Annotated in this window: 25 protein-coding genes; 6 read left to right on the top strand and 19 right to left on the bottom strand. The window is 56.3% G+C overall.

Translation table 11 applies throughout. The annotated features are described in order from the left end of the window. Positions 1-714, top strand: a 714-nt coding sequence (locus B3Z49_RS11655) for an ATP-binding protein (protein WP_296990974.1), incomplete at its 5' end; no start/stop codon positions are given. Positions 715-743: 29 nt separating this feature from the next. Here the strand turns inward: B3Z49_RS11655 and B3Z49_RS11650 are convergent. Then, positions 744-1658, bottom strand: a complete 915-nt coding sequence (locus B3Z49_RS11650; RefSeq protein ID WP_296990971.1) for a LysR family transcriptional regulator — start codon at positions 1656-1658, stop codon at positions 744-746. A gap of 112 nt (positions 1659-1770) precedes the next feature. Between B3Z49_RS11650 and B3Z49_RS11645 the strand changes: the two genes are divergently transcribed. Beyond that, positions 1771-2547, top strand: a complete 777-nt coding sequence (locus B3Z49_RS11645) for an SDR family NAD(P)-dependent oxidoreductase (protein ID WP_296990970.1) — start codon at positions 1771-1773, stop codon at positions 2545-2547. A gap of 12 nt (positions 2548-2559) precedes the next feature. Beyond that, positions 2560-3546 carry an aldo/keto reductase gene (locus B3Z49_RS11640; RefSeq protein ID WP_296990968.1) on the top strand — a complete coding sequence of 329 codons (987 nt, stop codon included), beginning with the start codon at positions 2560-2562 and terminating at the stop codon, positions 3544-3546. A gap of 77 nt (positions 3547-3623) precedes the next feature. Here the strand turns inward: B3Z49_RS11640 and B3Z49_RS11635 are convergent, their stop codons facing one another. The 5 genes from B3Z49_RS11635 to B3Z49_RS11615 form a co-directional block, all read right to left on the bottom strand. Continuing rightward, positions 3624-4223: a class I SAM-dependent methyltransferase gene (locus tag B3Z49_RS11635; protein ID WP_296990966.1), complete on the bottom strand. Its 600-nt coding sequence runs from the start codon at positions 4221-4223 to the stop codon at positions 3624-3626. A 157-nt stretch (positions 4224-4380) separates the two neighbouring features. Beyond that, entirely contained in the window at positions 4381-4677 is a 297-nt protein-coding gene (locus tag B3Z49_RS11630) for a phosphoribosylpyrophosphate synthetase (protein WP_296990965.1), read from the bottom strand. A 68-nt stretch (positions 4678-4745) separates the two neighbouring features. Further along, positions 4746-5039, bottom strand: a complete 294-nt coding sequence (locus tag B3Z49_RS11625) for a phosphoribosylpyrophosphate synthetase (RefSeq protein ID WP_296990963.1) — start codon at positions 5037-5039, stop codon at positions 4746-4748. A gap of 108 nt (positions 5040-5147) precedes the next feature. Continuing rightward, positions 5148-5657, bottom strand: a complete 510-nt coding sequence (locus B3Z49_RS11620; RefSeq protein WP_296990961.1) for a GNAT family N-acetyltransferase — start codon at positions 5655-5657, stop codon at positions 5148-5150. 197 nt (positions 5658-5854) lie between these two features. Beyond that, entirely contained in the window at positions 5855-6595 is a 741-nt protein-coding gene (locus B3Z49_RS11615) for an SDR family oxidoreductase (RefSeq protein ID WP_063086183.1), read from the bottom strand. A gap of 126 nt (positions 6596-6721) precedes the next feature. Between B3Z49_RS11615 and B3Z49_RS11610 the strand changes: the two genes are divergently transcribed. After that, the gene (locus tag B3Z49_RS11610) at positions 6722-7639 is read left to right on the top strand and encodes a LysR family transcriptional regulator (RefSeq protein WP_296990959.1); all 918 of its coding nucleotides are present in this window, start codon (positions 6722-6724) and stop codon (positions 7637-7639) included. Here B3Z49_RS11610 and B3Z49_RS11605 read toward each other — a convergent pair. The 3 genes from B3Z49_RS11605 to B3Z49_RS11595 all read right to left on the bottom strand — a co-directional run bounded on the left by B3Z49_RS11605 (position 7625) and on the right by B3Z49_RS11595 (position 9816). Continuing rightward, positions 7625-8131, bottom strand: a complete 507-nt coding sequence (locus B3Z49_RS11605) for an SRPBCC domain-containing protein (RefSeq protein ID WP_296990956.1) — start codon at positions 8129-8131, stop codon at positions 7625-7627. The genes B3Z49_RS11610 and B3Z49_RS11605 overlap by 15 nt on opposite strands. 148 nt (positions 8132-8279) lie before the next feature. Beyond that, on the bottom strand, positions 8280-9227 hold the full coding sequence (locus tag B3Z49_RS11600; protein ID WP_296990955.1) for a 2-hydroxyacid dehydrogenase: 948 nt from the start codon (positions 9225-9227) through the stop codon (positions 8280-8282). A 169-nt stretch (positions 9228-9396) separates the two neighbouring features. After that, the gene (locus tag B3Z49_RS11595) at positions 9397-9816 is read right to left on the bottom strand and encodes a VOC family protein (protein WP_296990953.1); all 420 of its coding nucleotides are present in this window, start codon (positions 9814-9816) and stop codon (positions 9397-9399) included. 109 nt (positions 9817-9925) lie between these two features. Here B3Z49_RS11595 and B3Z49_RS11590 point away from each other — a divergent pair, with 109 nt between their 5' ends. Continuing rightward, on the top strand, positions 9926-10873 hold the full coding sequence (locus B3Z49_RS11590; protein ID WP_296990951.1) for a LysR substrate-binding domain-containing protein: 948 nt from the start codon (positions 9926-9928) through the stop codon (positions 10871-10873). Between the two features lie 48 nt (positions 10874-10921). On the opposite strand, the gene B3Z49_RS11585 is transcribed toward B3Z49_RS11590, so the two are convergent. Continuing rightward, complete coding sequence (locus B3Z49_RS11585; protein WP_296990949.1) at positions 10922-11398, bottom strand: DUF6314 family protein; 477 nt, start codon at positions 11396-11398, stop codon at positions 10922-10924. A gap of 145 nt (positions 11399-11543) precedes the next feature. Here B3Z49_RS11585 and B3Z49_RS11580 point away from each other — a divergent pair, with 145 nt between their 5' ends. Next, entirely contained in the window at positions 11544-12362 is an 819-nt protein-coding gene (locus tag B3Z49_RS11580; RefSeq protein ID WP_296990947.1) for a hypothetical protein, read from the top strand. A 14-nt stretch (positions 12363-12376) separates the two neighbouring features. On the opposite strand, the gene B3Z49_RS11575 is transcribed toward B3Z49_RS11580, so the two are convergent. From B3Z49_RS11575 to B3Z49_RS11535, 9 genes are all read right to left on the bottom strand, one after another. Next, positions 12377-12748, bottom strand: coding sequence for a histidine triad nucleotide-binding protein (locus tag B3Z49_RS11575; RefSeq protein ID WP_063086170.1), 372 nt, complete (start codon positions 12746-12748; stop codon positions 12377-12379). 56 nt (positions 12749-12804) lie between these two features. After that, positions 12805-13131: a phosphoribosyl-ATP diphosphatase gene (locus B3Z49_RS11570; protein ID WP_296990944.1), complete on the bottom strand. Its 327-nt coding sequence runs from the start codon at positions 13129-13131 to the stop codon at positions 12805-12807. Between the two features lie 4 nt (positions 13132-13135). Then, positions 13136-13897: an imidazole glycerol phosphate synthase subunit HisF gene (gene hisF / locus B3Z49_RS11565; RefSeq protein ID WP_296990942.1), complete on the bottom strand. Its 762-nt coding sequence runs from the start codon at positions 13895-13897 to the stop codon at positions 13136-13138. A 22-nt stretch (positions 13898-13919) separates the two neighbouring features. After that, the gene (hisA, locus tag B3Z49_RS11560; RefSeq protein ID WP_064787961.1) at positions 13920-14648 is read right to left on the bottom strand and encodes a 1-(5-phosphoribosyl)-5-[(5-phosphoribosylamino)methylideneamino]imidazole-4-carboxamide isomerase; all 729 of its coding nucleotides are present in this window, start codon (positions 14646-14648) and stop codon (positions 13920-13922) included. Beyond that, positions 14645-15199: a GNAT family N-acetyltransferase gene (locus tag B3Z49_RS11555; protein WP_296990938.1), complete on the bottom strand. Its 555-nt coding sequence runs from the start codon at positions 15197-15199 to the stop codon at positions 14645-14647. Before B3Z49_RS11555 ends, hisA begins: the two co-directional genes overlap by 4 nt. Next, positions 15196-15846, bottom strand: a complete 651-nt coding sequence (hisH, locus tag B3Z49_RS11550; RefSeq protein WP_296990937.1) for an imidazole glycerol phosphate synthase subunit HisH — start codon at positions 15844-15846, stop codon at positions 15196-15198. The genes B3Z49_RS11555 and hisH overlap by 4 nt, the downstream gene beginning before the upstream one ends. Then, complete coding sequence (locus tag B3Z49_RS11545) at positions 15843-16286, bottom strand: DUF2628 domain-containing protein (protein WP_296990935.1); 444 nt, start codon at positions 16284-16286, stop codon at positions 15843-15845. Before B3Z49_RS11545 ends, hisH begins: the two co-directional genes overlap by 4 nt. An 82-nt stretch (positions 16287-16368) precedes the next feature. After that, positions 16369-16968: an imidazoleglycerol-phosphate dehydratase HisB gene (gene hisB, locus B3Z49_RS11540; protein WP_008888824.1), complete on the bottom strand. Its 600-nt coding sequence runs from the start codon at positions 16966-16968 to the stop codon at positions 16369-16371. 167 nt (positions 16969-17135) lie between these two features. Then, positions 17136-18365, bottom strand: a 1230-nt coding sequence (locus tag B3Z49_RS11535) for an adenine deaminase (protein WP_296990934.1), incomplete at its 5' end; no start/stop codon positions are given.

The following is an 18365-nucleotide window of genomic DNA, read 5'->3' as shown; positions in this document are numbered from 1 at the left end:
CGATATTACGCCCTGAGGGTCGCATCAATTGCTGAAAATGACAGGGGGCATCGGGTCAAGCCGGGCGAGATTTCACTGGCCCATAATGGCGTCTTATTCTTGGATGAATTGCCGGAATTTCAGCGCAATGTGCTTGATGCGCTGCGCCAACCGCTTGAAACCGGGCAGGTATCGGTTGCGCGCGCCAATGCACATGTGACCTATCCGGCGCGCGTGCAATTGGTGGCGGCGATGAACCCGTGCCGCTGTGGTTATCTTGGGGATAACGAGCTTGCCTGCACCCGCGCCCCGCGTTGTGGCGAGGAATATCAGGCACGGCTTTCAGGGCCGCTTCTGGACCGGTTTGATATTCAGATCGAAGTACCCGCCGTCAAACCCGAAGATCTTGATTTACCGGCCAAAGGCGAAACCAGTCAGGCGGTTCGTGAACGGGTGTTTCTGGCCCGTGAATTGCAAATGTTGCGATATAAAAACGAAAACATATCGACCAATGCGCTGGCCGATGGTGAAGTCCTGCAGGATGCCGCCGCCCTTGATACCGAGGGCCGCGGATTGCTTCAGGATGCAGCGCGCCAGATGAAGCTGTCAGCCCGCGGATATCACCGGATTTTGCGGGTGGCCCGCACGATTGCCGATCTTGCCGGAAGTGCGACTGTCAAGCGCAGCCATATTGCCGAGGCGCTGAATTACCGCCAGATGGTCTATCGGCGCTAATCCCTCGTCATTGGGCGACCCGGGTGTGATCAAATGCGCGACAGGCCGTTCTGTTTGCGGATGATGTTGATCAGACCGCGCAAGCCCGGATGATTGTTGTGGCGGCTGCTGTAATACATGTGGAAGGGATCATCAGATGATGCATGGTCTTCCAGCACGATTTCAAGCTGTCCGCTGGCAATCTCATCGGCAATGCGCGATTCCAGCAAATAGGCCAGTCCAAGCCCGGCCTTGGCGGCCGAGATCGTGGTTGCCGTGTCCTGAATGGTGATGTGGCCCGGCACGCGGTAGCTTTTCTGATCGGGGCCAGTGCCAAGCTCCCAGGGAAATGGTGAATTGTCGCCGAGAAGAAGCTGCAGGCATGTGTGATTGCGCAGATCTTCAGGGGTATCGGGTTTTCCGTGCCGGGCAAGATAATCCGGTGCGCCGGCCACGACCCAGCGCTGCGGTCCGCTAAGTGCGACGGCAACCATGTCTTCGGGGACCAGATGGCCGAACCGGATGCCGGCATCATATCCCTCTGCGACGATATCAATCGGCCGGTTTTCAACGATTATGCTGAGGCTGACATCGGGAAAGGTTTTGGCAAATTCCGGCAATGCCGGGGCGATCAGAAGGTGCGCGGCATCGGAAAAGGCGTTGATGCGGACCTCGCCAAAGCTGGCGGCACCGGGGGCATCAAGCGTCTGGAGTGCTTCATCGAGTTTATCAAAGCCCTCGGCAAGCTTGGTTGCAAGGTCCTGGCCCAGTTCGGTTGCCACGATCGACCGGGTGGTTCGATTGATCAGCTTTACGCCAAGGCGGCGTTCCAGACGGCGGATCGCGTGGCTTGCCGCCGACGGCGAAAGCCCGAATTCAATCGCCGCAGCCTTGAAGCTCTGGCGGCGGACAATCGCCAGAAACAGGCGTAGATCGGCAAACTCTGCGCGGTCGATTCCAGCCAAGTTGAACTCTATTCACTTTGTGGATGATTTCATTTCATGAAAAACCACACCACACGGGGCGGTGCAACAAGTAATCTGACCAAAAGTCAGACAATTCAGCCGGAGGAATACGATGAGTGATATTCAGGCAGTCAGGATTCCCGACCTGATGTCGCGCCGTGTTTTGGTAACCGGGGGATCGACCGGGATCGGAGCCGAGATTGTCCGGGGGTTTGCCGCACAGGGTGCCAAGGTTGCCCTTCATTACAATGAAAGCGGTGAAGCAGCACGCGCCCTTCAGGCAGAGTTTCCCGAGCATGTCGTTGCTGTTCAGGGCGATATGAGTGAAACGGGTACACCGACGAAAGTGGTCAGGGAAGCCGCCCGGATGCTTGGCGGGCTGGATGGTCTGATCAACAATGCTGGCGGTATGCTGGGCCGTGTGCCGACGACCGAGGTGGAGCCCGAGCATCTTGACCGTGTCTTTGCCCTGAATGGCAAATCGGTCTGGGAAGCCACGGTGGCGGCGTATCCTTACCTCAAAGCGTCAGAAAACGGTTTTGTGGTCAATACGACATCGATTGCCGCGCGCAATGGTGGCGGGGGTGGTGCTGTGCTGTATGCGGCGGCAAAATCCTTTGTCAGCAGCCTGACACGCGGACAGGCAAAGGAATTTGTCGCGGACGGCATTCGCGTGAACGCCGTTTCGCCGGGTCTTATCCAGACGCCGTTTCATGACCGCTATACACCGGCCGATGTTCTTGCCGCGCAAAGCGCAACAGTCCCGATGGGTCGCGTGGGCCGCCCGGATGAATGTGTCGGGGCGTTCCTGTTTCTCGCCTCGCACGCCATGGCGGGCTACATCACAGGCCAGATCATCGAGGTCAATGGCGGCCAGTTAATGCCTTAGGAGCAACGATATATGAACTACAGAAAATTTGGTAAGACAGGCCGCACAGTTTCGGAAGTCGGTTTTGGTGCATGGGCCATTGGCGGCGCCTGGGGCGATGTGTCAGAGGCTGACGCGCGGGCTGCCCTGCATGCCGCCCTTGATAACGGCACAACATTCATTGATACCGCCGATGTTTACGGTGACGGCCGGTCGGAAAAAATCATCGCCGATGTCATGAAAGAACGCGGTGGCGAACGTCCGTTCATCGCAACCAAGGCCGGGCGTCGCCTGGATCCGCATGTATCCGAGGGCTACAACAAACAGAACCTGACAGCCTTTGTTGAACGGAGCCTCAAGAACCTTGCGACGGATTGTCTTGATCTGGTGCAGCTTCATTGCCCGCCGACAGAGGTTTACTATCGCCCGGATGTGTTCGAGGTGATGGAGGAAATGGTCACCGCCGGGAAAATCCGCAATTACGGTGTTTCGGTCGAGAAGGTCGAAGAAGGCCTCAAAGCCATCGAATATCCTGGGGTTGCTTCGGTTCAGATCATTTACAACATCTTCCGCCAACGCCCGTCGGGACTTTTCTTCCGCGAGGCAAAAGCAAAGAATGTCGGGGTGATCGTCCGTGTGCCGCTGGCATCCGGCCTTTTGACCGGCAAGATGACCAAGGACACCGCCTTTGCCGCAGACGACCACCGTGCGTTTAACCGCAACGGCGAGGCGTTTGACAAAGGCGAAACATTTGCCGGTGTGCCGTTTGATGTTGCGCTTGAAGCTGTTGAGGAAATCCGCCGACTGGTTCCGGACAATATCACTATGGCGCAGTTCGCCCTGCGCTGGATTTTGATGGAAGAAGCCGTTGGTGTTGTGATCCCGGGGGCAAAGAATGCAGCCCAGGCCGCGGCGAATGCCGCGGCAAGTGATGTGGCACCGCTGCCCTCAGAGGTGATCGGTGAATTGCGCAACATCTATGAGCAACGCATCGCCCCGCACGTCCATCATTTGTGGTGATCAAACTTTTCCATCGGCCTAAAACGGCGATGATACAGATAAAGGGGCACCATGCAGTTGGTGCCCCTTTTTGCGTTTCAGGCGGATTTGCGAACTTCGCTTACGATTTCCGGGCGGCTTTTGCGTTCGATCTTATAGACCGACGAGGGCGGAACATTGCGCACCGTGGTGCCGATGCGCGTTGCCTGAAGATCAAGCCGGGCCAGGATGGCGTCTGGCACCGGGCAGCGCGGGCCATAGGTGAACTGGTAAAATGCGCCGTCGTCACGCAGATATTCAAAACTGCCCGACAAGATGCCCATGATCTGGCGCGGTGTCATCGACAGAAGCGGCAGGCCGCTAATCGCGCTTGCCAGTTCGCCGGCGCCAAACAGGCCCTTTTTACCCAAACGGCAGGCATCCATTTGCAGGATGCGGGCCCCGGGATAGCGTTCGGAAAGCAGGCGGGAGAAATCAGGGCCAGCTTCGATCAATGTCAGGTCATCTTCGCGCAAGCCGCGATCAAGAAGTGCACGGGTAAACACACCTGTCCCCGGTCCGAGTTCCAGAACCGGGGTGCTTTGGGTGTTGATTTCGGATGTGATCAGCCGCGCCAGCGCCGGGCTTGAGGGCGAAATGGCGGATATTTTTCTGGGATCGGTGACCCAGGCGCGAATGAAAGGCAAAAAGTCCGACATCGAATGAAATGCCCCACTTGGTAAAGGGATGGCGCATAAACTGCCTACCCTTTATGTCGCTTCGGGCGCTTATTTGTGTTCATTTTGCGAAATGCCACCCGGCAACGTGTCCATCTTGGAATGAGGCAACGTGCAAGGTGGCGTGCAACGCAATTGATTACGCAGCCCGATTACGGCGCAGAACATCAATGATTTCGGCCTTGTGCGGATCGGCATGAAATGCATCGGCCATGATCATCACACCCTTGGTGCCGTCATTGGCCTCGATCATGAACAGGGTTGCCTCGTCACCCGGATCGGTGCCTTGGTCGGTGCTGTTGGAATGGACAAGGCGCAGCTCTTCCGGGGTATAAAGCTTGCCGGTGCCGTCACTGCGTACACCGCCCTCCTCGGCCATGAAATGATGTTCAAAACCGTGTTCTTTGGCGTTTGCCTGAAGATCAGCCAAGGTCATTGCGGGCCTCCTCGATCAAAAATTGTCTGATAAAGGCAAAACGCAAATCCCGGCTGCTTGTTCCGAAATCAGCTGTGCTTGCGGCGAAGACTGTCGATCAGGTTGGCCTTGTTGCGGTCGGTATCAAAGCTGTTGGGCACAATCAGCATGCCGCGCGTGCCATCGCTGGCCTCGATCATGTAAAGTGTGGCGTCATCGCCCGGGTCGGTTCCGGCATCGACAGAACGGGAATCGATAATGGTCAAGTCATCGGCGCTATATTTCGCCTGTTTGCCATCGCATGTGACATGGTTTTCCGATGCGCTGAACACATGCGAAAAGCCGCGTTCACGGGCCAGATCTTGTAATTCGCTCAAGTTCATGATGGTCCTCCGTTCGATGGATGCAGCCGTAAGGCCAACAATCATCAGACCCTATCACGAAATGCGCCCGGCGTATTTGCGTGTGCGCAATCTGGCAGAAAACAAGGCCTATTTGGGGTCTAGAGCCATCTTCATGCCCTCGTGGCTGGCGACAAATCCAAGCCGTTCATAAAACCGATGGGCATCCTTGCGGGTTTTATCCGTGGTGAACTGTATCAATGCCGCGCCAAGTGATTTCGAAATCGAAATGGATTGCTTGATCAGTTTTTCGCCGATCTTTTGACCTCGGGCGGTGCTGGCCACCCGCACCCCTTCGATCTGGGCGCGCAGTTGGCCGCGCCGCGACAATCCGGCAATCAGGGTCAGCTGCAAACAGCCGACAATATCCCTGCCCTTGATGGCCAAAAGATATTTGTTGGGCAGGGCATCGGTTGACTGGGATGCCATGGCATTAAACGCGGCGTAATAGGCATCAGGAAGCGGATCGCCAAGTTCCTCGCGGGTTTTGCCTTTTTCATCATCGGCCAGAAGGGCAACAATGGCAGGCAGGTCATCGCGGGTGGCATAGCGAAACGTGATGTCATCGGATTTTGTGGTGGTGGCGGCGGCGTTTGACATTGCGGGATCCCTTTGCTGATGGCGGGCCATCATGGGCAAAGCCGGGGATCAAGGCAATATGGCAATGACGCCGCCTGTTTGTGCATCAGGCGACGTCGTTGTCAGCGTTGCTGGGTCCAAGGGCAAAGACCGGCACGGGGATGGGGGAAATCATGCCGATATCAAACCAGGGGCCCCGGCAAGCAGGGTTTATGGGGTCAGGCAAGACCACCATTGGCACGGATGGTCTGACCATCGACCCAGCCGGAATCCGGCCCGGCCAGGAAGGACACCACACCGGCGATGTCATCAGGTTCACCAAGCCGTTCGAGCGGTGGCATTTTTGCGAAGTTGGCAATCTGTTCGTCGGTCTTGCCGTTCAGGAACAGTTCGGTCGCAACCGGGCCCGGCGCAACGGCATTGACCGTGATCTGGCGACCGCGCAGTTCCTTGGCGAAAACGCCCGTCATTGCCTCGACCGCGGCCTTGGTGGCGTTATAGACGGCATAACCCGGCAGCTTGAGATGCAGGGCAGTGGTTGAGAAATTGATCACCCGACCATGGTCACGCAGGTGTTTTGCGCCTTCGCGCAGCATGTTGAAGGTGCCGCGCACATTAATGTCCATCATCGCGTCATAGGTGGCATCATCCATGTCGGCAATCGGGGTGGTCGTCATGACACCGGCGTTATTGACAATGACGTCAACACCGCCAAATTCGGCGATGGTTTTGTCAAACAGGGCCTTAACCGCATCCGGCCGGGCAATATCCGCCTTGATTGCGATGGCCTTGTGGCCTTGCGATTTAAGCGAATCAGCCAGTTCTTCTGCCGGTGCGGCAGAGCTGGCATAGTTGATGACAACGTTAAAGCCATCCGCCGCCAGACGTTTGGCAAGCGCCACGCCAATGCCGCGGGATGCGCCGGTGATGATGGCGGTTTTGTTTTGATTGGCAGACATCAAAAGTCTCCTTGGTGGTTACGGGGGCCTCAAGGGCATGGGCCCACTATGCCCAAGATGACTTTTTGGATAATTAGGTTATATTCGACATCATTATTCGAAATTGAATAACAATCAGGATGGCGAATGGACCGGTTTGAGGAAATGCGCAACTTCGTGCGCGTGGTGGAGCGCAAAAGCTTTACCAAGGCGGCGAGTGATCTTTTGATCCCGCGTGCGACCATGACCAATTCCATTCAGCGGTTGGAAGAACGGCTGGGCACCCGGTTGCTTGAACGCACGACGCGCACCGTCAACCCGACCCGCGACGGGGATGCGTATTATCAACGCTGTGTGCGGATTCTCGCCGACCTCGAAGAAGCCGATGGCAGCTTTACCAATGCCGATCCCAAGGGGTTGCTCAGGATTAATCTGCAAGGCACGCTGGCCCGGACCTTTATCATCCCGGCCCTTGGTGATTTTCGGGGTCGCTATCCGGGGATTGATCTGGTGCTGGCCGATGGCGATCGTTTTGTTGATCTGGTGCATGAAGGCTTTGATTGCGTGCTGCGCAGTGGCGATCTGGCCAGTTCATCGATGATCGGGCGGCGCTTGGCGCTTTTGCACGAGGCGACCGTCGCCAGCCCCGATTACATTGCGCGCATTGGCATGCCCGAAACCCTTTCCGACCTGAAAAGCCAGGGCCACCAGATGGTTTGTTTTTTATCCGGTGCGGATGACAAGCCGATCCCGCTTGATTTCAGGGTGGATGGCAAGCTTTGCGAGATCATGCTGCCCGCCAGTATTTCCGTGACCGGGGCGGACAGCTACGCCGCCTGTGCCGCGGCGGGATTGGGGATTGTGCAGGTGCCGCGCTACCGCGTTGCCGATGACCTTAAATCCGGCAAACTGATTGAAATCCTGCCTGATTGCCCGCCCGATCCGATGCCGGTTTCGGTGCTGTATCCGCAAAATCGGCAGCTTTCCGCCCGTGTGCGGGTATTTGTCGACTGGCTGACAGAATTGCTGGCCGGGCTTGATTTTGCCGGGTCAGGCCGGGTTTGAACCGCGCGAAAGCAGTTTGATCCGGTTTCGCAATGAAACCAGATGCGCCTGCCAGTAATGGGTCATCATCGGCTTGAAACGGTTGTCATTCAGGCCATTGCGCCCGGGATGGGCCATTGACAGCTTTTCAAGGCCAAGATGTTCCAGCGTGATGCGGGTGTAATCGCCAAGTGCGCTAAATCGGATATCGACCAATGTCGCCGGTTCCTTGGGGTCGGCCATCGGCCAGTTCCATTCGAAACTCAGGCGAACGCCCGGTTCCCACTTGGTGACCTTGCCCGCACGGACGATGAAATCCGGGCGGCGTTTGTCGACTTCCTGCAAATAGCGTGTGCCGTTTTCTTCGCCAAATTCCATAATACCCGGACGATTGCCAAGCAGGCGGTTGCGCGGCCCCTGTTTCCACCAGTGATCAATCCCGCCCGTGAACTGGTCAAAGGCGGTGGCGGCGTCACAGTCAACGCGAAGCGCAACAAAGGTTTTGGCTGACATCGAAAATCCCGTTTAACAGCAATGACACCGACCTCGCGGGCGGCTGTTCCTGTTTTGCAGAAAGCCCGTGGGCGGACAAGAAAAACCCGATCTGGCAGGCATAATGCGCCGGATCGGGTTTGAGTGGTGTGGTTTGGTGTTTAGCGGCTTAGTAGCCGACCTCGCGGTTCACAAGCCCGCGCGGTGTTTCGCCGCGGGCCAGACGATCAAGGTTTTCGGCAATCTGATCGATCGATTCTTCAAACCGGGTCGCGGCTGCAATATGCGGGGTGATGCGGATTTTTGCGTGATCCCAGAACGGATGGCTTTCGGGCAACGGTTCGGTCGCGGCAACATCCAAAAACGCACCGCGCAGATGGCCGGTATCAATCGCGCGCAGCAAGTCGGCTTCGTTGATCATTGCACCCCGGGCGGCATTAATGATCGCAGCCCCCTTGGGCAAGAAGGAAAGCGTGCTGCTGTTAAGCACGTTTTCGGTTTCGGACGTGCGTGGCAGAAGGCAGATCAGGATGTCGGACTGACCCAGGAATTCAGCCAGCGTCTCCTTGCCGGCATAGGTCGAAATGCCTTCAATCGCCTTCATCGAGCGGCTCCAGCCCGACACGGTAAAGCCCAGATTTGAAAGCGACGAGGCAACGGCAGAGCCCAGTGCGCCCAGCCCCATGACACCGACCCGGCATTGCGAAATGCGTGCGACGTCATGCTGGGTCCATTCGGCCTTGGCCTGCTGGGTGCTATAAACATCAAAGTCGCGCATGAAATGAAGCGCGGCATAAAGGTGATACTGCACCATCTGATCGGCCATCCCGGCATCTTCCAGACGAATGACCGGCAGCTCCTTGGGCAGGCTGGGGGATGAAACAACATGATCGACCCCGGCACCGAGCGAGAAGATGGCTTTAAGCTTCGGCAGCGTCTTGATCAGGCCCTGCGGCTGTTTCCAGAACAGAGCGTAGTCAATCGTTTCAGGATCGTAATCGTCTTCTTCGGTCACGATATTGGCGTCCGGCAGGCGGTCAACCATCACGCTTTTCCACTTTTGATCGTCGCCGGCAGCGGAAATCAGAATATTGAGCGGGGCGTTGGTGGTTGCCATCGGGGTCTCCTGGTCAAAACGTCGAAAGTTGGGGCGATGAAAAAGGTTTGCACATATCAAACGCGCCAGAGCGCAAAGCGTTCCGGCGCGTCAATTGGCGCTTCAATCACAGTCTGTCACGGACCGGCCTGCTTTCACAAGGCCGGGTCGGTGTGCGATTTGTGCAGCCTTAATGGGCAAAGATCATCGCCGGGTCGCGGAACGTCTTGAATTCAAGGCCATTTCCCGCCGGGTCTTCGACAAAGAAGGTGCCCTGTTCGCCCGGCTCACCCTTAAACCGGATCTTGGGCTCGAGCAGGAATTTGACATTGGCCGCCTTAAGCTTGTCGGCCAGTGCGTGCCATTTTTCCCATTCCAGAACCGCCCCGAAATGCGGGATCGGCACAGCATCGCCATCGACATTTCCGACACCGCTGTTTTGGCCGGCTTCCGGGCGGACATGGGCAGAAAGCTGATGCCCAAAGAAATCAAAATCAATCCAGGCCTCGGTCGAGCGGCCCTCGTCACAGCCGAGGATATCGATATAGAACGCGCGGGTGTCAGATATCGATTTGATCGGGAAAGCCAGATGGAACGGGGGCAGCGACATGGGTGTCTCCTAGATAATCTAATGCTGTATTGTTAGAGACAGTCTAAATCAGCATAATACCGGGCGTAAAATCAGAAGTTCTGAATTTAGGGTCAGGAAAACTATCGATATGGCGCTGCGCCCGACCACCCCGCCGCTGAACGCCCTGCGCGCCTTTGAGGCCGCCGCCCGGCTTGGCAGCTTTGCCCGCGCGGCTGCGGAACTTTCCGTCACATCGGGTGCGATCAGTCAGCAGGTCGCCAATCTTGAAGCCAGCCTTGGCATGAGCTTGTTTGAGCGTAATGGCCCGAAACTGACCCTGCGCGAAGCCGGCCGGGCCTATTTGCCCAGTCTGCGCCGGGCATTGGACGAGATCGAGGCCGCCACCCTTGATCTGGTCACCCATGGCGCGGGGGAGCGGAAGCTGGTTATCGGCGCGCTGCATACCTTGGCCAGCAGCTGGTTGATCCCAAGATTAAATCGATTCCAAAACGAAAACCCCGATATCCGCCCGGTGATCGAAACCCTGGCACTTAATTTCGCCACCCCGGAACGCAGCCCGGACCTTGGCGCACGTCAGATGGATGTCGGGCTTTATTTCGGCGATGGTCGCTGGCCCGGCATGATCTGCGAAAAGCTTTTTGATGAAATTCAAGTGGTTGTCGCCAAACCCGGATATGTTGCTTCAGGTGATGAGACGGGCGATAATAGCCCCATCGACCCGGCAGAGCTGATCGGACGGTACCCAAGACTGGTCCACACCACCCGACCCAAGGCATGGCATGACTGGGCGCAGGCCAACGGGATTGCGATTGCCGGGGCGCCGGGACCGGCGTTTGAGCACTTCTTCATGCTGATCGAGGCGGCCAAGGCAGGCATGGGAATCGCCCTGTTACCAAGGGTTTTGATCGAAGGACCGCTGGCGGAGGGCAGTCTTGAAATCGTTAGCCAAGCCCGCCTGAAATCAAGTGGCGCATACTATCTGATCACGCCCGAAAACCGTCAGGACGTGCCGGAAGTCCGCGCCTTTCGCCACTGGGTGCTCGGTTTGGCAAGTCAATCTGGATTGTCAGAATAAAGCGGCAAGTATTTGAAATTATGGACGGGTGTCTCGTCTCTCGGGATGCTAGGCGCGGCGATAGACACTGTGCAGCAGGTGATCCTTCTTCGGACCGGTGATTTTTATTTTTGTTTCGAAATGATCTGGCCCATTCCAGATCATGCAATGGTGATAAAAGTCCTCCCCACAGGGGTGAATGTCGCGCGCACAGAGACCTGACTCGCCCGCGTTACCCTCCTCTCCGAATTGCAGCAACACATAGCGATTGCCAAAACTCAAAGGGTCGCGAAACAGAAGCTCAATTGCCGCAGGGTCGTCGTGCAGGACAAAGTCATACTCCCGATAGCCATCAAACCGCTTGCCGTCCGGGCGGGTCAGAAACCCCTCCTCGCGATAGCGCAGCACGTTGGGCTGGGCCGGGTCGGCAGCATGCAACGTGACATCACCGGTAAACTGCCCAACCTCGCCCAGATCGCGCACAAGGGTCCAATTGCCGGGCAGGGATGAAAAAATACAAGTAGCGTGAGCTTGTTGGTTTAGCATTTGTATCTACACATTGTGGAGAAGGTGTATTTCTCAACAGTTCGAACACCACCCGCTTCAAACCGTGATACAGGTTAAGGTAGTGTTGCTGTCGTTAATGTACGTATATTTTCTAGAGTTTTCGCTTGAGAATAGGAGATGTTGATTGTTCTGGAAAAACCTAAGCACTCAATGGGAACGAGCGTTATTTTCTGCCTTTGGTATAGTTTTCCTTGGATATTCAACTTTACTTGTATGGCGCGAACAGTTTGTAGATGCAGGGGTAGTTTTTGGATTCGGATTTCTATCTTTCGTTTATGCGAACGTATCTAGGTTCAAGCGTTTCAAGGGCTTCGGTTTTGAGGCAGAGCTTTGGGAAGATAAACAAAAAGAAGCAGAAGAACTTATCAATAAACTTCGTACAGTAGTCTCAATTTATTCTCACGAAGTCATACTTGGAAAAATCAAATTAGGTAGACTAGGCGTTTCTGATCGGTGGAAAGAATGCTGGCAATTGTATGAAAAGCTAGTCAATGAGCATGCATCTTTGGGGCAGGAAGTAGACTTCACTGATCTGAAAAAGGAGATGGATGACTACTTTCTTTTCGATATGACGCATCCTCACTCTGATATCATTAGGCTATCTATTTCTGGCGGACAGCAGAAAGCTAGAGATCAAATCAAAAATGAATTCGGGAATCCTATCAGAGACTCGCACGGTTACCAGAGACGCTCAGCGCAGCTGAATGCAATAAAATCGAAAATAGATGATCAATTCTCGATCTCCAAACATTCTGATTTAGCTGGAAAGACTCTAGAGCTGTGGTTCACGTCTAAAGACGCACTGTCGCAACACTTCAGTGTTGAAATTAGCGTTGATGACAAAGTGATTGAGCGTTTGAAAGCTATTTCTAACCTCTATCAAACACGACCAGTTCAAGTGACAGACAAGCTTATTTCGTGGGCAGATCGTCCAAAGGACTAGAAATCTCTGGGTGATTACGCGCCCGGCAGCATCCGCGGGAGTTTCTCACCGCCAAGGATATGCACATGCAGGTGCGGGACGTCCTGGCGGCCGTGTTCGCGGGTGTTGGCGATCAGGCGGTAGCCGTCTTCAACCACGCCAGCTTCCTTGGAGATTTTGCCGATTGCGCGGGTATAGGCGACGATTTCAGCGTCCGAGGCATTGAGCGCAAAGTCGTCATAGCTGGTGTAGGCACCCTTGGGGATGACCAGCACATGGGTCGGGGCCTGCGGCGCGATATCGTTAAACGCCAGCACATGGTCATCTTCATAGACCTTGGTGCACGGGATTTCGCCGCGCAGGATTTTGGCAAAGATGTTTTCCGGATCGTAGGGCTGAACGGCCATGGTGATGCTCCTGATACCTTGTCGGGACATTGCCCGGATAGTTGAGGCTTTATGCCTTAATCTTTGCTGCGCGACGCCTTTTCGGCAATACCTGAAATGCCCTGACGCTCGGCCAGGATCTTCCAGACATCATCAGGCGTGACCCCCTGATCGGCCCAAAGGACGGTCAGATGATAAAGCAGGTCGGCACTTTCCGATGCGACCTTTTCCGGGGTTTCGGCAAGGGCGGCGATCACGGTTTCAACGCCCTCTTCGCCGACTTTCTGGGCGATTTTGGCGGTACCCTTGGCAAACAGCTTGGCGGTATAGCTGGTTTCCGGGTCCGCGCCCTTGCGGGCAGCAACGGTCGCGTAAAGCGCATCAAGGATGTGTTGATTGGTCATGGTCTCAGTCCTCACGTACCGGAATACCGGCGGCTTTCATGTGGTCCTTGACCTCGCGAATGCGATAGGTGCCGAAATGGAAGATCGAGGCGGCCAGAACGGCCGATGCGTGGGCGTCACGCACGCCTTCGACCATATGGTCCAGCGTCCCCACGCCGCCCGAGGCAATGACGGGTACATGGACGGCATCGGCAATGGTGCGGGTCAGCGGGATGTTAAAGCCCGACTGGGTGCCATCGCGATCCATCGAGGTAACAAGAAGTTCGCCCGCACCGTATTCGACCATTTGTTTTGCAAACGAAACGGCATCGATCCCGGTCGGTTCACGCCCGCCATGGGTAAAGATTTCGAACGTGTCCGGGCCGGTTGATTTGGCGTCGATCGAGACCACAATGCATTGCGATCCGAACTTGCGCGCGGCTTCGCGCACGAAATCGGGGTTTTTGACGGCGGCAGTATTGATCGAAACCTTGTCCGCACCGGCCAGAAGCAGCTTTCGGATGTCTTCAAGGCTGCGCACCCCACCACCCACTGTGACTGGCATAAAGCAGGCCTCGGCCGTGCGGGCAACCACATCAAAGATGGTATCGCGGTTATCACTTGATGCCGTGATATCAAGGAAGCAGAGCTCGTCCGCACCCTCGGCATCGTAGATGCGCGCCTGTTCGACCGGATCACCGGCATCGACCAGATCAACGAAATTGACCCCTTTGACGACGCGGCCGTCCTTGACGTCAAGACAGGGAATGACACGGGTTTTCAGCATGGTCTGTTTCCTGTTGGGTCGGTTACGAAAGGGCCGCGATGGCCTCTGCCAGATCGATGCGGCCATCATAAAGCGCGCGACCGGAAATCGCGCCATCAATGCCAGCATCTGTGTGTTTCTTGACCGCGATCAGATCATCAAGCGATGAAACCCCGCCCGAAACGATCACCGGGGTCGAGATTTCCGATGCCAGGGCCACGGTGGACTCAATATTCGGGCCGCCCATCGCGCCATCCCGGTCGATATCGGTAAAGATGATCGCCGCCACACCGCAATCTTCAAATTTCTTGGCGAGCTCAAGGGCGGTGACCTCAGACGTTTCCGCCCAGCCTTCAACCGCGACATAGCCATCACGGGCATCAATGCCGACAGCCACCCGGCCCGGCCATTTGGCACAGGCTTCCTTGACGAAATCCGGATTGCGAAGGGCCACGGTACCCAGGATCACGCGCGTGATGCCCTTGTTCAGCCAATAATCAACCGTTTCCATGGTGCGGATGCCGCCGCCAAGCTGCGTCTGGGCCTTGCCCGATACGGCGGCAAGGATGGAATCCACAGCCGCACCATTGACCGGCTCACCGGCAAAGGCGCCGTTCAGATCAACGATATGAACCCAATGGCAGCCGGCTTGCACAAATTCACCAGCCTGTGCGCCCGGATCGTCGTTAAACACGGTTGCCTTGTCCATGTCGCCGCGAAGCAAGCGCACACAGGCGCCGTCTTTCAGGTCAATTGCGGGATAAAGGTTCACTGATCGGTGTCCTGTATTTTCTTGGTGTAGTAATAGCCTTCGACCATCTTGCCATCGACCATCGCGTAATAGGGATTGATGCCCCAACGGACATATCCAAGCCCGTTATACAGTGCGATGGCGGCTTCCTGGGTTTCGCGAAGGTCGAGTTTCAAAACGCTGTAGCCCGCTTCACGGGCGAAATATTCAATCGAACGCACGATCGCCTTACCGTTGCCGCGCCCGCGTGCCCAAGGGGCAACGAAATGGCCGGAAATCTGGGCGGAATGGCGCTGTGCTTCGAGGTTGGCCGGTGTTTCGATCAACTGGGCGGCACCGGAAATGACGCCATCTACGCGCGACACAAACAGATGACGCCCGGGCATCAGCAACACACCGCGCCAGTATTTTTCCATGTCTGGACGGTCCGGCGGTGTCAGCCAGCCAAAGCCGCCGCCTTCGACAATTGCCTGGGTACAGGCATCGACGATATCGGAAATGTCGCCCGCGGTCAGTTCGGTCACGCGTTCGGCAATGACGCCCGGCTGAATGGTATCAGATGGTGCGATCATGGCTTCCACCCCAGGAAGTTCCCGATGATGGTAAGCCCGGTTTTCTGGCTTTTTTCCGGGTGGAACTGGGTGCCGATCATGTTGTCACGCCCGATCATCGCGGTGATGTTCCCGCCATAGGAAACCGATGCCAAACGCTGATCGGGGTTGGTGACATGCATGTGATAGCTGTGCACGAAATAGGCGTGATCGCCATCCGAAATGCCGTTAAGGACCGGGTGCGCCTTGCCCGCCGGATCAAGCACCAGCTCGTTCCAGCCCATATGCGGGATTTTAAGGCTTGGGTCGGTGGGCTCGATGGCCACGACTTCGCCAGAAATCCAGTCAAGGCCGTCGGTGACGACAAATTCACGGCCGACGGTCGACATCAACTGCATGCCAACACAGATGCCAAAGAACGGCTTGCCGCCCGCAATAACCTGTTCGGTAAGGACATCAACCATGCCCGTCACGGCATCGAGACCGGCACGGCAATCGGCATAGGCACCAACGCCCGGAAGCACGATATGGCTGGCGTTGCGGACCTTTTCCGGGTCATCGGTGACAATGATGTCGTCAGAAAAGCCGGTTTCACGTGCAGCACGCTCGAACGCCTTGGCGCACGAACGCAAATTGCCGGAACCGTAATCAATAATCGCAACACTCATGGGTAGGATGGGCTCCCGGTTGAGGGGGTGGAGGTAAGGGCGGCTGCGGAGTGTGGGACGCGCAGCCGGGAATTTTTTGAACGCTCAAAGCAGCGATGTTCGGCGTCAGTCTCATCATGACCCGCGACGATATCGACCATCTTCCAGCCTTTTGCGGCCAGTTTGCGACGACGCAAATCATTGGCGATCAGGCCAAAGCCGATGCCGGTCACAAGCGCCAGGGCAAAGTCCATTTCAGGCCCGCCGTCAAACAGCTCGACCGCAAAGGTGCAAAGAAACGAAACCGCGACAAGACCGAAAAAGCCCAGCCAAAGCCGATGGTACAACGCCCAAAGGCCCGAGAGCAGAAAGGCCCAGAAATTGAAGCCTTCGCGGATCAGGATGGCGTTTTCCATCGGGTCGGCATCGCCGGGATGGGTATGGACTGTGTAAACCTTCATCGAAAACCGGTTCTCTGGACCGGTGGCAGAGTTTTGTCTGCTATGCCACCGGTGTATTTTCGATCAGATCGAACTGACCTGCTTACAAGGAGCCGCCAAGCGTGCCCTTGGTCGAGGGAATAGCATCGGACTTGCGCGGATCAATTTCGATTGCCACGCGCAGCGACCGTGCAAGCGCCTTAAAGGCACTTTCGATGATATGGTGGTTGTTCTCACCATACAGGTTCTCGACATGCAGCGTGATGCCAGCCGCCTGGGCAAAGCCCTGGAACCATTCCCGGAACAGCTCGGTATCCATATCGCCCAGCTTGTCGCGGGTGAATTCGACATTCCAGATCAGATAGGGACGGCTTGAAATATCAAGTGCGACACGGGTCAGCGCCTCGTCCATCGGAAGCAGGCAGCTGCCATAACGCGTGATGCCCTTTTTATCGCCAAGCGCCTTGGCAAAGGCTTCGCCGATTGCGATGCCGCTATCTTCGGTGGTGTGGTGGAAATCAATATGCAGGTCGCCCTTGGCCCGGACTTTAAGGTCCATCAGGCTGTGACGCGAAAGCTGTTCGAGCATGTGATCAAGGAACCCGACCCCGGTCTCGACGTCATAAACGCCGGTCCCGTCAAGGTTCAGTTCGACCATGATCTGGGTTTCGTTTGTGTTACGCTCAACGCGGGCCTTGCGCATGCAAAGCTCCTTTCCTGCAGATATTGATGCATATGACGGGTCGTATGTAGCAATAAAGCTGTGGAAAAGCCAGTTTTAGCTGGCTACGTATTGGCCGCAAAATCACATGAATTCATGCATCCGGTCGGCAAACCGTTTTCTACTTGCCGTCACAGGCTGTTTTGGCCTTAGACAAAGTCGAACTTATCGACGTCAAACAGGCCGCGATCGGTCATCTTCAGGTGCGGGATCACCGGCAGGGCCAGGAAAGCCACCTGCAGGAACGGTTCAGGCAAAACGCAACCCAGATCCTTGGCCGCCTTGCGCAGGTCAATCAGGTGCTCCTCGACGGTTTCAAACGGCTCAAGGCTCATAAGGCCCGCGACCGGCAGGGCCAGTTCGGCCGTGACTTTGCCGCCATCGGCGACCGCAAAACCGCCGCCCATTTCAATCAGGCGATTGACGGCTGCTGCCATGTCGGCATCGCTTGCCCCGACCACGGTGATATTGTGGCTGTCATGCCCGACGGAGGAGGCAATCGCCCCGCGTTTCAGGCCAAAGCCACGCACGAAGCTGCGCCCGATATTGCCATTGATGCCGTGGCGTTCGACGACGGCGACCTTGATCACATCATTGTCCAGATCGGGTTTGAGGCCATTATCGCCGATTTCAAGCGTCGCTTCATCGCGGAAGGTCAGGATAAGGCCCGGCTTGACCTTGATCACCGGGGTCTGGTTCTGACCCGGTTTGGGATCGCAGGCAAAGGCCTCTGCCGTGACCGGGGTGGCCTTCATCGAGCTTAGACCAACCGGGTCGATGGTTTTGCGTTTGGCAAACAGATCCTTGGTGACAAGGCGGCCACCTGCGATGACGTCGGTGACGTGGCAGGCTTCCAGATCATCAAGGATGGCGATATCGGCCCGCCAGCCCGGTCCGAACAAACCGCGATCGCGCAGGCCGAAAATGCGGGCCGCGGAATGAGACGCTGCGCGATAGGCATGATGGATCGGGCAATTACGTGCCTTCAAATGACCGATTAATCGCGAAACAAGACTATCAAGATGACCTTCTTCGCCGATATCAAGCGGATTGCGGTCATCGGTGCAGAGTGCGACGAAGCTTGAGCTGTTTTCATCGAGAATTTCGGCCAGTGCCTCAAGATCCTTGGAAACCGATCCTTCGCGGATCAGGATCGCCATGCCCTTGGCAAGCTTTTCGCGGGCTTCCTCGGCCGAGGTGGCCTCGTGATCGGTGCGAATGCCGGCAGCCATATAGCCATTAAGGTCCAATCCGCGCACCAGCGGCGCGTGACCATCAATATGGCCATCCTGAAAGGCTTCGAGCTTGGCCATGATGCCCGGATCAAGGTTAAGCACGCCGGGATAGTTCATCATTTCCGCCAGCCCGACGACCTTTTC

The organism is Thalassospira sp. UBA1131, from assembly GCF_002311515.1.
Lineage (GTDB): Bacteria > Pseudomonadota > Alphaproteobacteria > Rhodospirillales > Thalassospiraceae > Thalassospira.
This window is presented reverse-complemented; position numbering and strand designations above follow the sequence as displayed.

Bases quoted from the DNA above. Each gene is read 5' to 3' on its own strand.
- B3Z49_RS11605 (WP_296990956.1), bottom strand. From the start codon at position 8,131: ATGTCAGCCAAAACCTTTGTTGCGCTTCGCGTTGACTGTGACGCCGCC.
- B3Z49_RS11635 (WP_296990966.1), bottom strand. From the start codon at position 4,223: ATGTCGGACTTTTTGCCTTTCATTCGCGCCTGGGTCACCGATCCCAGA.
- B3Z49_RS11645 (WP_296990970.1), top strand. From the start codon at position 1,771: ATGAGTGATATTCAGGCAGTCAGGATTCCCGACCTGATGTCGCGCCGT.
- B3Z49_RS11575 (WP_063086170.1), bottom strand. From the start codon at position 12,748: ATGGCCGTTCAGCCCTACGATCCGGAAAACATCTTTGCCAAAATCCTG.
- B3Z49_RS11620 (WP_296990961.1), bottom strand. From the start codon at position 5,657: ATGTCAAACGCCGCCGCCACCACCACAAAATCCGATGACATCACGTTT.
- B3Z49_RS11600 (WP_296990955.1), bottom strand. From the start codon at position 9,227: ATGGCAACCACCAACGCCCCGCTCAATATTCTGATTTCCGCTGCCGGC.
- B3Z49_RS11585 (WP_296990949.1), bottom strand. From the start codon at position 11,398: ATGCTAAACCAACAAGCTCACGCTACTTGTATTTTTTCATCCCTGCCC.
- hisH (WP_296990937.1), bottom strand. From the start codon at position 15,846: ATGAGTGTTGCGATTATTGATTACGGTTCCGGCAATTTGCGTTCGTGC.
- hisB (WP_008888824.1), bottom strand. From the start codon at position 16,968: ATGCGCAAGGCCCGCGTTGAGCGTAACACAAACGAAACCCAGATCATG.
- B3Z49_RS11570 (WP_296990944.1), bottom strand. From the start codon at position 13,131: ATGACCAATCAACACATCCTTGATGCGCTTTACGCGACCGTTGCTGCC.
- B3Z49_RS11590 (WP_296990951.1), top strand. From the start codon at position 9,926: ATGGCGCTGCGCCCGACCACCCCGCCGCTGAACGCCCTGCGCGCCTTT.
- B3Z49_RS11640 (WP_296990968.1), top strand. From the start codon at position 2,560: ATGAACTACAGAAAATTTGGTAAGACAGGCCGCACAGTTTCGGAAGTC.
- B3Z49_RS11625 (WP_296990963.1), bottom strand. From the start codon at position 5,039: ATGAACTTGAGCGAATTACAAGATCTGGCCCGTGAACGCGGCTTTTCG.
- B3Z49_RS11630 (WP_296990965.1), bottom strand. From the start codon at position 4,677: ATGACCTTGGCTGATCTTCAGGCAAACGCCAAAGAACACGGTTTTGAA.
- B3Z49_RS11615 (WP_063086183.1), bottom strand. From the start codon at position 6,595: ATGTCTGCCAATCAAAACAAAACCGCCATCATCACCGGCGCATCCCGC.
- B3Z49_RS11595 (WP_296990953.1), bottom strand. From the start codon at position 9,816: ATGTCGCTGCCCCCGTTCCATCTGGCTTTCCCGATCAAATCGATATCT.
- B3Z49_RS11555 (WP_296990938.1), bottom strand. From the start codon at position 15,199: ATGATCGCACCATCTGATACCATTCAGCCGGGCGTCATTGCCGAACGC.
- B3Z49_RS11545 (WP_296990935.1), bottom strand. From the start codon at position 16,286: ATGAAGGTTTACACAGTCCATACCCATCCCGGCGATGCCGACCCGATG.
- B3Z49_RS11610 (WP_296990959.1), top strand. From the start codon at position 6,722: ATGGACCGGTTTGAGGAAATGCGCAACTTCGTGCGCGTGGTGGAGCGC.
- hisF (WP_296990942.1), bottom strand. From the start codon at position 13,897: ATGCTGAAAACCCGTGTCATTCCCTGTCTTGACGTCAAGGACGGCCGC.